This is a genomic window from Mycobacteroides chelonae (assembly GCF_016767715.1).
Lineage (GTDB): Bacteria > Actinomycetota > Actinomycetes > Mycobacteriales > Mycobacteriaceae > Mycobacterium > Mycobacterium gwanakae.
Genome location: NZ_CP050145.1, coordinates 1,998,601 through 2,013,404, shown reverse-complemented (window position 1 = coordinate 2,013,404; position 14,804 = coordinate 1,998,601). Strand labels below are relative to the sequence as shown.

General features: G+C 64.8%; 16 protein-coding genes. 6 read left to right on the top strand and 10 right to left on the bottom strand.

Annotated features, from left to right (window positions below; translation table 11 throughout):
• The first annotated feature begins 68 nt into the window (after positions 1–68).
• Both HBA99_RS10010 and HBA99_RS10005 read left to right on the top strand, forming a co-directional pair.
• The gene (locus tag HBA99_RS10010) at positions 69–1,124 is read left to right on the top strand and encodes a polyprenyl synthetase family protein (protein WP_165611430.1); all 1,056 of its coding nucleotides are present in this window, start codon (positions 69–71) and stop codon (positions 1,122–1,124) included.
• Between the two features lie 4 nt (positions 1,125–1,128).
• The gene (locus HBA99_RS10005; protein WP_109494111.1) at positions 1,129–2,685 is read left to right on the top strand and encodes an alpha-(1->6)-mannopyranosyltransferase A; all 1,557 of its coding nucleotides are present in this window, start codon (positions 1,129–1,131) and stop codon (positions 2,683–2,685) included.
• Here HBA99_RS10005 and HBA99_RS10000 read toward each other — a convergent pair.
• Entirely contained in the window at positions 2,682–3,086 is a 405-nt protein-coding gene (locus HBA99_RS10000; protein WP_030095484.1) for an Rv2175c family DNA-binding protein, read from the bottom strand. The two genes, HBA99_RS10005 and HBA99_RS10000, sit on opposite strands and share 4 nt — an antisense overlap.
• Before the next feature lie 82 nt (positions 3,087–3,168).
• Here HBA99_RS10000 and HBA99_RS09995 point away from each other — a divergent pair, with 82 nt between their 5' ends.
• The gene (locus HBA99_RS09995) at positions 3,169–3,609 is read left to right on the top strand and encodes an SRPBCC family protein (protein WP_046253406.1); all 441 of its coding nucleotides are present in this window, start codon (positions 3,169–3,171) and stop codon (positions 3,607–3,609) included.
• A 39-nt stretch (positions 3,610–3,648) separates the two neighbouring features.
• Positions 3,649–4,953, top strand: a complete 1,305-nt coding sequence (locus tag HBA99_RS09990) for a protein kinase domain-containing protein (RefSeq protein ID WP_046253405.1) — start codon at positions 3,649–3,651, stop codon at positions 4,951–4,953.
• Here the strand turns inward: HBA99_RS09990 and HBA99_RS09985 are convergent.
• The 7 genes from HBA99_RS09985 to HBA99_RS09955 all read right to left on the bottom strand — a co-directional run bounded on the left by HBA99_RS09985 (position 4,950) and on the right by HBA99_RS09955 (position 11,289).
• A complete protein-coding gene (locus tag HBA99_RS09985) occupies positions 4,950–6,338 on the bottom strand; it encodes a class II 3-deoxy-7-phosphoheptulonate synthase (RefSeq protein WP_030095481.1) in 1,389 nt (462 codons plus the stop codon). The genes HBA99_RS09990 and HBA99_RS09985 overlap by 4 nt on opposite strands.
• A gap of 54 nt (positions 6,339–6,392) precedes the next feature.
• Positions 6,393–6,884, bottom strand: a complete 492-nt coding sequence (locus HBA99_RS09980) for a polyadenylate-specific 3'-exoribonuclease AS (RefSeq protein ID WP_046253403.1) — start codon at positions 6,882–6,884, stop codon at positions 6,393–6,395.
• A gap of 9 nt (positions 6,885–6,893) precedes the next feature.
• The gene (locus HBA99_RS09975; RefSeq protein ID WP_064408557.1) at positions 6,894–8,192 is read right to left on the bottom strand and encodes a glycosyltransferase 87 family protein; all 1,299 of its coding nucleotides are present in this window, start codon (positions 8,190–8,192) and stop codon (positions 6,894–6,896) included.
• A gap of 124 nt (positions 8,193–8,316) precedes the next feature.
• The gene (locus HBA99_RS09970) at positions 8,317–9,039 is read right to left on the bottom strand and encodes a lysophospholipid acyltransferase family protein (protein WP_030095478.1); all 723 of its coding nucleotides are present in this window, start codon (positions 9,037–9,039) and stop codon (positions 8,317–8,319) included.
• A 138-nt stretch (positions 9,040–9,177) separates the two neighbouring features.
• Complete coding sequence (locus HBA99_RS09965) at positions 9,178–9,561, bottom strand: hypothetical protein (RefSeq protein WP_030095477.1); 384 nt, start codon at positions 9,559–9,561, stop codon at positions 9,178–9,180.
• A complete protein-coding gene (locus HBA99_RS09960) occupies positions 9,558–10,829 on the bottom strand; it encodes an ArsA family ATPase (protein WP_081347563.1) in 1,272 nt (423 codons plus the stop codon). The genes HBA99_RS09965 and HBA99_RS09960 overlap by 4 nt, the downstream gene beginning before the upstream one ends.
• Positions 10,830–10,848: 19 nt before the next feature.
• The gene (locus HBA99_RS09955; protein ID WP_030095475.1) at positions 10,849–11,289 is read right to left on the bottom strand and encodes an SRPBCC family protein; all 441 of its coding nucleotides are present in this window, start codon (positions 11,287–11,289) and stop codon (positions 10,849–10,851) included.
• Between the two features lie 82 nt (positions 11,290–11,371).
• On the opposite strand from HBA99_RS09955, the gene HBA99_RS09950 reads away from it, so the two are divergent.
• Entirely contained in the window at positions 11,372–11,800 is a 429-nt protein-coding gene (locus HBA99_RS09950) for a nitroreductase family deazaflavin-dependent oxidoreductase (protein WP_046253401.1), read from the top strand.
• On the opposite strand, the gene HBA99_RS09945 is transcribed toward HBA99_RS09950, so the two are convergent.
• Positions 11,801–12,196 (bottom strand): polyketide cyclase / dehydrase and lipid transport, encoded by a 396-nt coding sequence (locus HBA99_RS09945; protein ID WP_070951101.1) that lies wholly within the window; start codon positions 12,194–12,196, stop codon positions 11,801–11,803.
• 81 nt (positions 12,197–12,277) lie between these two features.
• Between HBA99_RS09945 and HBA99_RS09940 the strand changes: the two genes are divergently transcribed.
• The gene (locus HBA99_RS09940; protein ID WP_070951102.1) at positions 12,278–14,089 is read left to right on the top strand and encodes an AMP-dependent synthetase/ligase; all 1,812 of its coding nucleotides are present in this window, start codon (positions 12,278–12,280) and stop codon (positions 14,087–14,089) included.
• On the opposite strand, the gene HBA99_RS09935 is transcribed toward HBA99_RS09940, so the two are convergent.
• Positions 14,068–14,802 carry a class I SAM-dependent methyltransferase gene (locus HBA99_RS09935; protein ID WP_052740201.1) on the bottom strand — a complete coding sequence of 245 codons (735 nt, stop codon included), beginning with the start codon at positions 14,800–14,802 and terminating at the stop codon, positions 14,068–14,070. The genes HBA99_RS09940 and HBA99_RS09935 overlap by 22 nt on opposite strands.
• Between the last annotated feature and the right edge of the window lie 2 nt (positions 14,803–14,804).

The window sequence follows — 14,804 nt, the reverse complement described above, 5'->3', positions numbered from 1 at the left end:
GACCCACCACCACACCCTGAAAGGACGCACCGCTGAGTGTCAACGTAGCCGCTGCCAACGCCCGGCACCTGACCGACGCGGTAAGCGACCAACTGAGCCAGTTCCTGGCCGAATGCCGTGAGCACACCGCGCATATCGGCCCGAACTATGAGCATGCGATCACAGCCCTCGACCGGTTTGTGCTGCGTGGCGGCAAGCGGCTGCGACCGGCGTTCGCCTACTGGGGCTGGCGAGCGGTCACCGACGACCCCGACCCGTGGAACCCCGAGGTGCTGCGGGTGTGTGCCGCGCTGGAACTGCTGCACACCTGCGCGCTCATCCACGACGACGTCATCGACAGCTCCGCCACCCGGCGCGGCGAACCCACCATCCATATCGAATTCGCCGCCCTGCACCGTGAGAACGGCTGGTCCGGCTCCCCCGAACAGTTCGGCATATCTGCGGCGATCCTGCTCGGCGATCTGGCACTCACCTGGGCTGATGACATGGTGGTCGGCGCACAGCTGTCCCCTCAGGCCCATGCGAGGGCCCGGGGTGTGTGGTCGATCCTGCGCAGCGAGGTGCTCGGCGGCCAATATCTGGACATCCTGTCCGAATCCTCGGGCGACGAGTCCGTCGAGACCGCCATGCGCGTCATCCGCTTCAAGACCGCCGGTTATACGGTGCAGCGGCCCCTGCAGCTGGGTGTCGCGATCGCGGCCGAGAACCCGGAGATCTCGCGACTTCTCGGTGACGTCGGACTGGATATCGGTGTCGCGTTCCAGCTGCGCGACGATGTGCTCGGGGTATTCGGGGATCCCAAGGTGACCGGGAAACCCGCCGGGGACGACCTGCGTTCCGGAAAGCGCACCGTGCTGCTGGCCGAAGCCCTGCGTCTGGCACGCCTCAACGACAACGCCGCCGAGGACATGCTTCACTCCTGGATCGGCACGCCACTCACCGATCATCAGGTCGCCGAAATGTGTTCACTCATCGTCGACTTGGGTGCACTCGCGGCAGTGGAGTCTCGTATCGAGGAACACACGCACCGCGCGCTGGAGCAGCTGTCCGGCGCCGATATCGCCGATGATGCCCGTGTCGCGCTGTCCGATCTCGTCCGATTGGTGTCCAACCGGAGCGCATGATCACGTGAGCACATCATCAAAGGCGGTGCAGCCTCCCCTGGAACCGAACCCTGAACCGGCACCTGCGGTACTCGATCCGGGTGGCGGGTGGACAGCAGCCTTCCTGAGGTCCCCCGCCGGCCGCGCGGCAGTCACCGGATTCGGTGGCGCCATCCTCATCGCCATCGGCGGACTGGGTGCGGGTAGCACCCGGCAGCACGACCCGCTGCTGGAATCGGTTGGGCTGTCCTGGTTGCGTTTCGGCCACGGGTTGGTGGTGTCCTCGATCTGCATGTGGCTCGGAGTGGTCCTCATGCTGCTGGCGTGGCTCGGGCTCGGCCGCCACGTGATCGCGGGCAAGGTGACCAAAGAGTCCCTCCTGGTCGTCATTCCGTGCTGGCTGCTGCCACTGCTCGCCTCGGTTCCGGTGTTCAGTCGGGATGCCTACTCCTATCTGGCGCAGGGCGCGTTGCTACGCGACGGATTCGATCCCTATCTGGTGGGCCCGGTCGAAAACCCGAACGCGTTGCTAGAGAACGTCAGTCCGATCTGGTCCACCACCACCGCGCCGTATGGACCACTGTTCATCCTCATCGCACGATTTGTCACGCAGATCGTCGGTGATGATGTAGTGGCCGGAACCATGCTGCTGCGCCTGTGCATGCTGCCCGGATTGGCGCTGCTGGTGTGGGCCACCCCTCGAGTCGCCCGCTGCCTTTCGGCGAACGCCAGCAAGGCGTTGTGGATCTGTGTGCTCAACCCGCTGGTGATCATCCATCTGATGGGCGGTGTACACAACGAGATGCTGATGGTCGGCCTGATGATGGCAGGCATTGCCCTCGTCCTTGAGCGCCACCATGTTTGGGGCATATCGGTGGTCGCGTTAGCGGTGGCTGTCAAGGCCACCGCGGGTCTTGCGTTGCCCTTCCTGGTGTGGATCTGGATGCGTCGTCTGGTCGAGAACGCCGATGCAGACTCCCCACAGCGCCACCCGGTGACCGCGTTCGCGATGGCATCGGCAGCCTCGGTGTCTGTCGTCGTCGCGGTGTTCGCGGTGTTGTCCTGGATCGCCGGCGTCGGCCTGGGATGGCTGACCGCCCTGGCCGGTTCGGTGAAGATCATCAACTGGCTGACAGTGCCGACCGCCGTCGCCAACATCATCAACGTCGTCGCCGGTCTTTTCGTGACCGTCAATTTCGATGCTCTTCTGGAGATCACCCGCATCATCGGGGTCATGGTCATCGCCGTCAGCCTGCCCGTGGTGTGGTGGCGGCACCGACACAACGATCGCGACGCGATGTTCGGGATCCTGTGGGCCATGGTGATCGTGGTGCTCATGGCGCCGGCGGCACTGCCCTGGTACTACACCTGGCCGCTGGCCATCGCAGCGCCGCTGCTGCAATCACGCATCGCGATCGCAGCCATCGCCGGGTTCTCTACCTGGATCATGGTGATCTTCAAACCCGATGGCTCCCACGGCATGTACGTGTGGATACATGTACTGATCGCGGCAACCTGCGCTGCCATCGCCTGGCGGATGATCAACACCGCGCCGGAAGCTCGCGATCCCAGCGAGTACTAGTAGGCCATCGCCTGCGCCCGCCGCAGCACCTCGCGGGCCTGGTGACCATGCAGCGCATCGACCGGGCGGGCCGCCTCGATTCGTTCGGTGGTGCCGTCACGGGTCACAGTGAGCGACTCGTCACCGGTGAACAGCCAACGCATGATTTCGGGCTCGTGATATCCCCCGTCCCGCAGCACCGAGAGCAGCCCGAACAGATGCTTCACCACAGGGCCTTCGGGGCTGAAAAAGATGACGGGAACCTTGATTTCGCCATCGCGTCGCACTGCGATGAGTTCACCGTCGCGCAAGTACTGCTGAACCTTGGAAACCGGTACCCGCAGGCGCGTGGCCACCTCTTTGAGGGAGAACAGCGGCTCGTCGGCGTCGAGGGTGTCGGCAACGTATGGAATGGCGCTCATAACGAATGACGCTAGTCGCCTCGCACGCCACCGTCGCCCAAAAGCGTCCTCCGGGTGTGGTGACGCGCGTAACCTTCGGACCGTGACGAGTTCCGGCGATCCGACATCGGTCACCCACAGCGAGTACTACCCCTACCCCGTCGAGAAGGTCTGGGATGTTCTCGTTTCCCTAGAGCTCACCGCTTCACAGGTGAAAGAGGTCAACGACGCACCCGTCGAGGTCGGCGAGACACGCGTCCTGATCACCCATCCGCAGCCCGCCGTCGGCTTCGATGGCGTACTGCGGACCACCTACACCAGCGTGGTGCCTCACGAGCACATCGAACAGGTGTTGACCGCCCCGGGAATCGAAGTGACCTCCCGCTGGAACCTGCTCCCGGAGCCCGGCGGCACCCGGCTGCGCGTCACGTACAGCCGGTTCGACCCGGCCATTGCCCTGCACCGTCAATGGCGGACCATGCTGTTCTCGGGCGCCGGGCCAATGCTCAACTCCGTCCGCGAAATGCTCGACAAGCGGCGCTGACGCCAGGGCACTCCCGCATCACTGGATACCATCGATGCGATGACATCGCCCAAGACCCCGACCCACCGCCACGATCCGATGATCGGGACGGTGCTCGATAGTCGGTACCGCATTGAGGCGCCGATTGCGACAGGCGGCATGTCGACCGTGTATCGGGGGCTGGATACCCGGTTGGACCGCCCGGTCGCCGTGAAGGTGATGGACAGCCGCTACGCCTCCGACACGGGGTTTCTGGCACGGTTCCGGCTCGAAGCCCGGGCCGTCGCACGATTGCGCCACCCAGGGCTGGTGGCCGTGTTCGATCAGGGCATGGACGGTAAGCACCCCTTCCTGGTGATGGAGCTGATCGACGGCGGCACCCTGCGCGAGTTGTTGCGCGAACGTGGACCCATGCCGCCCCATGCCGTGGCCGCGGTGTTCAATCCGCTGCTCGGCGGCTTGGCGGTCGCACACCGATCGGGACTGGTGCACCGCGACGTCAAACCCGAGAACGTGCTGATTTCTGACGACGGCGAGGTCAAGCTCGCCGATTTCGGGCTGGTGCGTGCCGTCGCCGAGGCCGGAATCACCTCGACCAGCGTGATCTTGGGCACGGCGGCGTACCTGTCTCCGGAGCAGGTGCGTACCGGTTCGGCCGGCCCACGCAGCGATGTCTATTCGGCGGGCATCCTGATGTACGAATTGCTCACCGGTTCAACACCGTTCACCGGGGATACACCGTTGGCACTGGCCTATCAACGCATCGATCGCGATGTACAGGCACCCAGTGAGGCCATCGACGGCATTCCGGAAGAGTTCGACGAACTGGTGCTGCGCGCCACCTCCCGCGACCCGGACGCGCGCTACGCCGACGCCGCACAGATGGGCGCCGAGCTGGACGCCATCGCCGCGGATCTGCAACTGCCCACCTTCCGCGTCCCCGCGCCCCGGGATTCCAAACAACATGTCGCCGAACAGCTTTACCGCAGCCGACTGATCGAGACCGGCGGACGCACCACAGGCAATCTCAGCGCCCCTGGCAAAGCGGATGCCGCCGACACCGCCTCGGCCGCCGCGGCCCTGGGTGTCTCACCACGGCCCAGCGTCTCGGCACGTCCCAAGGTGCCCAATCCCACGCGGATGATGGATCCGGTGCCCGCCTACGATCCCCAATACGATCCCGAATTCGACAGTGACCCTGACGAATCAGCGTTCTTCGCCGATATCGACGACTCGGAGTACCGGTACGAGCGTCAGCAGAGCCGCCGCGCGATCTTCATGTGGCTGGTGATCGTCCTGATCATCACCACCTCGGTGGCGGCGGGATGCTGGTCGCTGGGCGCCAACATCACCAACCTGCTTTAGTCCCTGAGCATCTCCGCGACGAGGAACGCCAGCTCCAGCGACTGCTGGGTGTTCAGACGCGGATCGCACGCGGTTTCGTAACGACCGGCCAGATCGTCATCCGAAATGTCCTGTGCCCCACCGAGACATTCGGTGACGTTCTCACCGGTGATCTCGACGTGAATACCGCCGGGATGCGTGCCGAGCGCGTTGTGCACCTCGAAGTATCCCTGCACCTCATCGACGATCCGATCGAAGTGCCGCGTCTTGTAACCGCTGGGCGACTCGTGGGTGTTGCCGTGCATCGGGTCACACTGCCAAACGACCTGATGCCCGGTCGCCTGCACCTTCTCGATGATCGGCGGTAGCAGATCGCGCACCTTCGAGTTACCCATCCGCGAGACGAACGTCAGGCGGCCCGGCTTGTTGTGCGGGTCAAGACGTTCCACGTATTCGACGGCCTGATCGGGCGTAGTGGTCGGGCCGATCTTCATCCCGATCGGGTTCGCGATGATCTCCGCGAAGGCCACATGCGCGTGATCGAGCTGCCGCGTGCGATCGCCGATCCACAGGTAGTGCGCCGACAGGTCGTACAGTGCCGGCTCGCCGTTCTCGTCCTCTGACAAACGCAGCATTGCGCGCTCGTAGTCGAGCACCAGCGCCTCGTGGCTGGCGTAGATCTCGGCGGTGTCCAGGTTCGAATCCGCCACGCCGCAAGCACTCATGAACTTCAGCCCGCGATCGATCTCGGAGGCCAGTGCCTCGTACCGGGCACCGGCAGGTGAGGTACGGACGAATTCGCGGTTCCAGTCGTGCACCAGTGCCAGCGAGGCCATCCCCGAGCCGGTTACCGCGCGCACCAGGTTCATCGCGGCGCTGGCGTTCGCGTAGGCGCGCACCAGACGCGACGGGTCGTGCTCACGCAGTGCCGCATCGGGGGCGAATCCGTTCACCATGTCGCCGCGGTAGGACCGCAGCCCCAGTGCGTCGGTGTCGGAGCTGCGCGGCTTGGCGTACTGGCCGGCGATACGGGCCAGCTTCACCACCGGCATGCTCGATCCGTACGTCAGCACCACCGCCATCTGCAGCAGTGCGCGGATGTTGGCCCGGATATGCGGCTCGGTGTTGTCGGCGAAGGTCTCGGCGCAGTCGCCGCCCTGCAGCAGGAATGCCTCACCACGTGCTACCTGGGCCAGCTGGCCCTGCAAACGCTGGATCTCCGCGGGGACGGTGATCGGGGGCACGCTTTCCAGCACGGTCCGCATGGCGGCGGCCTGATTCGCGGGCCAGCTCGGCTGCTGAGCAGCAGGTTTGGCGAGCGCGGCATCCAGGCGCTGACGCAGATCGGCCGGGAGCGGCGGCAGCTCCGGCAATTGGTCGATGGGGACGTCGACTGTCCAGTTCACGTACCCATCTTAACCGCCCCTTACCAGCGGATTTTCACCCGGGATTCGCGGTGATCAGCCCGGCGGAACCATCGCGCGGTAGCGGGCCAGGTTGTAGCGGGCATCAACCAGGGCGTCGTGTGAGTCGGCGGGCCGTTTCGGCACCGCCGGGCGGCCCAGCTCGTACCACAGCTGCTTGAGTTCAAGGGTGAACCGGGGAACCGGCTGCGGCAGCTCCGTCATGGCCCCCCACAGCTGACACAGCGCCACGTGGTCATAGGCACCCACCCAGGCCCACAGCTCGATCGGATCGGCCGGCCCGCCACCGTTCAGTCCGAGGAACTCGGCCAGCTCGTCGCGAATCTGCCCGCGTGAGCGCCACAGCGGCGACGACAGCGCGGGCAGTTTGGGCAGGACGTTCTGGCGCACCCACGGACCCGCCTGCTGCGGGTCGAAGGCGGTGGAGACGGCGTAGTACTCACGGCCGTCTTCGCACACCATCCCGATGGAGATGAGTTCGATGGTGCGGCCATCGTCGATGAACTCGGTGTCGTAGAAGTAACGCACGCGGGCCGCCTAGTTGTGCGCCGGAGAAGCCGGCGCCAGCTCATCGGCCTGTGTCGGCTCATCCTCGCGCACAACATCGTTCACGTCCGCTGGATCACGCCGCAGCCATATCCAACTGGCCACGAGCACCCCGAGATGAACGAACACATACAGACTGGGGATCAGATCGTTCAAGACGCCACCGGGTCGTAACGTCAACGCGCCGGAGTCCGGCGTCTTGCCGCTCAGGCTGGTGAACCACGCCGCGAACACCGCACAGAATGCCCACATCGTGATCGCGGACGCCCGTTTACCCAGCACGTAGCCGCGGTAGCCCAGATGAACGACCAATGGCACGAACCACACCCAGTGATGGCTCCAGCTGAACGGCGAGGCCGCAGCCGATGCCATGCCCACGATCGAGATCGCCAGCAGCAGCTGATCGCGCCGGTAGGCCAGGACCGCGACCACCAGGCTCGCCACGATCACCAGCACCGACAGTGCGGTGGCCGTTCCGGCCGACAGGTTCAATCTGAGAAAAAGCCCGCTGATGCTGGTGCTCGCGGTGGGATCGCGAGTGATGCGGCTGATCTTCTCGAAGGCACGGTCCACCCAGTAGTAGTGCGAGGCGGACGGCAGGAAGATGAAACCCAGACCGATGGTGGCGATCAGCGTGATGGCCGCGACGACGGCCGCGCGAATCCGCCCCACCAGGAACAAGAAGACGATGAAGATCATCGGGGTCAGCTTGATGCCGGCCACGATGCCGATACCGATCCCGGCCAGCTTCCACCGTTTGGGCGCCAGGAGGTCCGTCACCACCACAGCCAGGATCAGCAGATTGATCTGGCCAAGCTGGATGGAGAGCCGGACCGGCTCCAGCCACGAAACCAGACCGACCAGCAGGGCCAGCAGCCCCCATAGCCCGGCCTTGGCGGAGACATTCAGCCAGGCCAGCATGCGCCACACCGAGTAGACGAGCAGCGCCGGGAACACCACGAGCGACAGGATCTGCGCGGTGAAATCGGTGATGAAGGCCAGCGGGGTGAATACCAACGCCGCGAACGGGGTGTAGGTGAACAGCAGATCGTCGATCTCGCCGTTGCGCCCGATCGAGTAGAGGTCCAGTCCGTCCAGTACGCGTGTGCCACCGAATCGATACACCAACACATCGATCTGCAGTGCGTATGTCGGCCAGTGAATGAAGACGACCGCGTGCAGCAGCAGGGCGACAGCGAGGACGAGCGGGCCACCCCACGTGATCCATCTGGCAACTCGACGAACGGAGCCGCCGTCCGCGATGGCGGTTTCGTTTATTGAATTCGGCACGGCCCTCGCATCTCTCAGTTCTCCCGCGGGTGGCCTCAAGAGTAACGGTACCGGCGCGGATAGCTGACCCACGCCCCACGGCGAGGTGTTACCTCAGATGCAGGGACGATGCACGGACCCCCGATTAACCGGCGGCGCTCTCCGGGATGCGGTCGGGTTGCTGCGGGGGTTCCGCGGGCTTGTCCTTGAGCGACGCCGCGTAGATGTCGACGTACTCCTGACCGGACAGCTGCATCAGCTCGTACATCACCTCGTCGATGACCGCACGCTCGATGAAGCGGTTTCCGGCCATCCCGTCGAAGCGGGAGAAATCCAGCGGCTTGCCGATTTTCACGGTGACCTTGGAAAAGTGCCAGCGCGCCGTGCCCGGCGGGTTCATCACATTGGTGCCGACCATCGCGATCGGGATGACGGGCACCCCGGTGGCCAGCGCCATGCGCGCCAGGCCCGTCTTGCCCTTGTAGAGACGGCCGTCCGGGGAGCGGGTGCCTTCGGGGTAGATGCCCAGCAGCTTGCCCTCGCCGAGCAGCCGCTTGGCGGTGCTCAGCGCGTTCTCGGCGGCGTCGGCGCTGGTTCTATCGATCGGGACCTGTCCGGATCCGCCGAAGAAGACCTTCTTGAGCCAGCCCTTGAAACCGGGCTCGGTGAAGTACTCGCTCTTGGCCAGGAAGGTCACCCGGCGCGTGGAGACCAACGGAAGGAAGAAACTGTCGACCACGGCGAGATGGTTTCCGGCCAGGATCGCCGGCCCGGACGATGGAATGTTCTCCAGACCTTCTACCTTGGGCCGGCCCATCAGCTGCAAGATCGGCCCCATGAAGATGTACTTCAGCAGCCAATAGAACATCGCGCGCATCCTCTCCCGATCCCCATGAGCAGCACGGGGCTGGCGCCGAGCTTACCCTCGGCGACGGCGAATCTCCGTGGAGTGTCTAAGGTCCCGGAAATATGGGACGCCATGTCCCAGAACAGGCACGGGTGCTCGTCACTCGTCGATGTCGACCGGGATGGGTTGGTACCCAGTCGATTGCGAGCTCGGCGGCGGGGCCGGGAACGGACTTCGGTAACCACCCTCGGGGCCGTCATCGGGATCGTCAGGACCACCCGAGCCCTCGGCCTCCAACATTGCCCGCACCACCATCACCAGCGCGAGGCTGTGTTCGGCGATCGTTGCCAACAGCGGGTGATGCTCACCTTCCACCAGGGCCGCCAACGCACAGACCGGGCAGAACAGCTGGTTGCACTTTCCGGGAGCGGCACCGTCGGCAGGAGCGCGAGCGGCCTGCCGCAGCGCCGGATCGAGCTTGTCGAGGATCGACGCGGCCAACGCCCGCAGTTCGGGGGCGAGTTCCGGATGGGTACCCGTCACGTAGGCCACACCTCCGGATCCGCTCTAAACCGTATGGTCAGCTCGCCACCGACAAGCCGGGCATCGACAACCACACAGCGCCGCAGCACGGAGGCCAGCCGGACCCGCCGGCGCATCCCATTTGCACCGATGACCAGGTCATCTCCCACCCGGCCGAGGCTCAACGTGGCCGGATCGATCTGCGGTAACTCTAGCCGTAACAGATATACGGTGTCCGCTCCGGACCCGGATTCGCGCTCGACAATGGTGGCCAGCGGCGCCGGAGGCTTGGCCCCATCGCGCCGCCGGACCGACTCGGCCAGTTCACCCAGGGCCTCCGGCCCGATGGGCTCGCGCGGCAGATGCGGCACCAACAGCATCTCCACGTCCCCGATCGCCTCCCCCATCTCATCGAGCACCGCGGCCTGATCGGCGATGCGCTGCATGTACCAGTCGAATGCCGGATGTGCGGGCAGATTGTGGTACTCATACGAATCATCTTGAATGAGAACTTGATTGACGATCACTTGATCGATGCGCACACCCATCAGCGCCAGCGCCCCGACGGTACGGATGGCCTCGGCCACCACTACCCGTTCGGGAGTCAACACCAGATGAGCCCCCACCCGTTCGGCATCCGAAAGCAAGCCCGCAAGCCGATCCGCCGACGCCGCAACGCGTTCCAGTAATTCGGCCAGTATCAGGGCGCGAGGCGTGCCGATACCGCCGAGTCGGCGATGCCGCGGCCAAGCCCGTTCCAGATACATCGCGAAGGTTCCGGGCAGAGTCAGCATGCGCAACGCGTCTGCCGTCGAGGCGCAGTCGACCACGACGACATCCCATTCCCCGGTATCAGCGAGTTGTTGAACCTCATGCAGCCCGAGCATTTCCTGCACACCCGGCAGTGCGGAAAGCTCTTCGGGGGCAAGCGATCCGATGTCAGATTCGGGGTACTGCTCGGCGATCGTCGCGGCGATGTCACCCCAACGCTGCTCCAGCAGCCCCAGGGTATCCAGGGCCATCACGTCGAGTTGTCCGCCATACGGGTCCTCGATCACCCGCACGCAATGAGCCCCCGGGGTGGGATCCACCCGAACACCGAAGACGTCGCCGAGGGAATGCGCTTGGTCGGTCGATACGGCGAGCACCCGCTGCCCGGCGCGCGCGTAGCGCACCGCGGTGGCACCGGCCAGCGTCGACTTGCCCACACCCCCCTTGCCGACGAAAAGGCCGATGGTGGCTGTCAACGGCGCGTGGACATCGGGGGCGACGTCTGCGGGGTCGGACACGAGATCCTCCCCGACGTCGCTAGCGGTCAGATTCGACTCGCTTCTTCAAATCCTTGAGTGCGGAGTCGGTGATCTTGCGTTCGGCCTTGCGCTTGAGCATTCCGATCATCGGAATTTGAAGGTCGACCGCGAGCTCATACGTCACCTCGGTACCAGACCCCTTGGGCGCCAAAAGGTATGTCCCTTCCAGCGACCGTAAGAGGGAACTCTCCGCCAAGGTCCAGGTGACCTTGCGGCCATCCGGAGACCACACGTACTCCAGGACCTGGGTGTCCTTGAGGACACCGGCGTCCAGCACCAACCGGGCACGTTTGACCCTGCCTTCGGCGTCGGTGTCGAGCACCTCGGTTTCCTTGTACTCCGACACCCATTCCGGGTAGGCGCCGATATCGGCGATCACCGCCATCACTTTGCCGGGTTCGGCATCGATGGCAATCGTTTGGGTAGTCTTCTCAGCCACCTGACAGACGGTACCCTTCTCCCTGGCGCTCGGATACTCCCATCCTGGCAATTCGCCGCAGCTGCGCGAAGGAGAGACGCCCATGAGCCGTCTGGTGGCGAAGGTGCTCGGTGTGCACCAGAGCATCTACATCGCGTCGAAAGGCTATCTGGGTCATCACGTTCCGGGAATGGCCCCCAGCCTGCTGCTGACCTCCATCGGGGCCAAGACCGGGGCACAGCGCATCAACTCGCTGACCTATGCCAAAGACGGCGACAATCTCGTCATCGTGGCCTCTAATGGTGGCGCGCGGCGCAATCCTGCCTGGTACCACAACCTGAAGGCCCACCCGGAGGTACAGGTGCAATTGGGCCGGCACCGGCGCCGCGTCCGCGCGACGGCACTCCTGCCCGGCGACACGGATTACGAGCGGTTGTGGAAGTTAGCCGACACCAACAACTCTGGTCATTACAGCGCCTACCAGCGGGCGACGTCCCGACCCATCCCGCTGGTCGTGCTCGCCGCCGCCTGATCAGGCCTGCGGCACCCACGATTCGCCAATCGTCCGGCCCGCCTCGAGCCGCTGCTTGACCCCGAAGGCGAACCGCTTGCCGGTGACCCGACGCGCGTGATTGAGCTGGGCCAGATTCAGCTTGGCCACCTGTACGGCGCTGGCTCCGGTCGGCTCGGCGTGCAGGAAGTAGTGCAGGATCGCCCCGTCCAGCGCGGGCTCCAGCCACACCTCCATTGTTCCGGTGAGAGGCCCGGCAACCGTCCAGCGGATGCCCTTTTCGCCGCGCTCCTCGACAACGTTGAGCTGCAGGTCAGGCCACCAACGGCGCCAATCGGCGGGGTTCGAGATAGCGCGGCCGATGTCCGCGGGATCTGCGGCGATAAAGGTCTGGTCGGCGACCTGAATGCTGTTCATCGCGCACTAGCTTAAGCCTCGCCGCCGAAGGAAATGCGGCAACGTCTTCGACGATCCTGAGGCCACGACTAGTCTGAGCAGGTGCGAGAGTTCAGCGTTCCTGCCCCATTCACTGTCGAGGACAACGCATCGGTTGTTCATGCCGTCTACGACTACGAGCGTGAAGACCCCAACCAGGCGGCGTTCTCCCGTCTCATCGACGACACGTGGACGCCCGTCACCTACGCGGAGGCCGCCGCGCAGATCCGTGCGGTGGCCAACGGCCTGATCGCCAAGGGCGTGGCGCCCGGTGATCGCGTGGCACTGATCTCGGCGACACGGTACGAGTGGACGATCATCGACTACGCAGTGCTGTCGATCGGCGCCATCACCGTTCCCATCTACGAGACGTCCTCGGCCGATCAGGTCCGGTGGGTGTTGCAGGATTCCGCGGCGGTGGCGCTGTTCGTGGAGACCGATGCGCATGCCAAGATCGCCGAAGAACTAGCACCCGAACTCCCCAACCTGCGCACCGTGTTTCACATCGCCAGTTCTACTGCCCCCGCGGCTCTCGATGAGCTCGCCGAGGCTGGGTCCGGTGTTGACCCCGCCGAGCTCAGCGGCCGACTCGGCGCCATCAAGGCCAGCGATCCCGCGACACTCATCTACACCTCGGGAACCACCGGCCGCCCCAAAGGCTGCCAGCTCACCCACTCCAACCTGGTGTACGAAACCCGCGGTGCGCGTGCCGTTTTCCCCGATTACTTGCAGAAGGGCAGCCGGACACTGATCTTCCTGCCGCTGGCACACGTACTCGCGCGGGGTATCGCGATGGCGTGCTTCCAGTCCAAGGTAAGCGTCGGATTCACCAGTGACATCAAGACGCTGGTACCGACGTTCGGGATCTTCAAGCCCACCTTCATCGTCTCTGTCCCCCGCATCTTCGAGAAGGTGTACAACACCGCTCGCCAGAACGCCCAAAACGACGGCAAGGGAAAGATTTTCGACGCCGCCGCCGACACCGCCGTCGAATACAGCCAGGCGCTGGACAACGGCGGGCCGGGCATCGTGTTGCGCGCCAAGCGCGCCGCCTTCGACAAGCTGGTCTACGGCAAGCTGCGTGCGGCGCTCGGCGGAGAATGCGTGGCATCGATCTCCGGTGGAGCGCCGCTGGGTGCCCGACTCGGTCACTTCTACCGCGGCGTCGGCCTGACCATCTACGAGGGCTACGGGCTCACCGAAACGACAGCAGCCTGCGCGGTGAACGTGATCGGTGGGCTCAAGATCGGCAGTGTCGGTAGGCCATTGCCCGGTAACGCCGTGAAGCTCGGCGACGACGGCGAACTACTGGTGTCCGGTGGCGTCGTATTCAGCGGGTACTGGAACAACCCGACCGCGACCAGCGAGTCGATCGTGGATGGCTGGTTCCACACCGGCGACCTGGGCGCGATCGATGAGGACGGCTTCGTCACGATCACCGGTCGCAAGAAGGAAATCATCGTTACCGCCGGCGGTAAGAACGTCGCACCCGCGGTGCTGGAGGATCAGCTGCGCGCTCATCCGTTGATCAGTCAGGCGATGGCCGTCGGCGACAAGCAGCCGTTCATCGGAGCGCTCATCACCATCGACCCCGAAGCCATCGACGGCTGGAAGCAGCGCAATGGCAAGCCCGCCGAGGCCACCGTCGCCGACCTGGTCCAGGATCCCGATCTACTCGCGGAGATCGAGACCGCCGTCAAGGCTGCCAATCAGGTTGTCTCCCATGCCGAAGCCATCAAGAAGTTCCGGATCTTGCCGGTTGACTTCACCGAAGCCACCGGCGAGATGACGCCGACACTCAAGGTGAAGCGCAATGTGGTGGCCGAGAAGTTCGCGGCAGACATCGACGCGATCTACTCGGGGTCACCCGAGTAGCGCAGTCGATAGACGATAAAGCTGGGTGAGTCGACGACGTTCTGTAGCGCGGTGGGATAACGCAGCATCGCCTCACGGGATGGCTGCGGTTCCACGATGCGCTCGACGACGAACCCTGCCTCAGCGAACGCATCGACCACCTGCGCAAGTGGACGTCTCCAAAAGTATTGGGTCACCTCTACATCCGCTTTGTTCCAGGTATCGCTGACGAGCTGACACTGAAAGTATCCGTCGCTCTGATCGGGCAACGGGGCGCCAAAGGGATGATCCAGCGAGATCACCGCCCAGCCACCGGGGCGCAGAACCCTGGCGAAGGACGCGAGCGGTACCTGCCAGTCACGCAGGTAGTGCAAGGCAAGCGAACACGTCACGCCATCAAACGACCGGGACTCGAGGGGCAGGGGTTCGGCCATGTCAGCGACCAACAGGTTCGCCCGCGAGCCACAGCGGCGGCGAGCCTGCTCGATCATCACGGGGCTCAGGTCCACCCCGGTGACGTTCGCCCCCTCGTCGAGAAGCCATGCGCACTGAGCGCCCGAACCGCATCCGACATCCAGGACCGCCCTGCCTTTGAGGGGGCGCGGGACCAGTGACCTCAGCGCCGGTCTCTCCAGCAGTCCATTGAATGGCCCGTCATCGGTGGTCGCTGACCAGACCGGCGCAAGCCGGTCGTACACCTCGCGCGTGTGCCGCGCATGTTCGACAGGCTCCACCA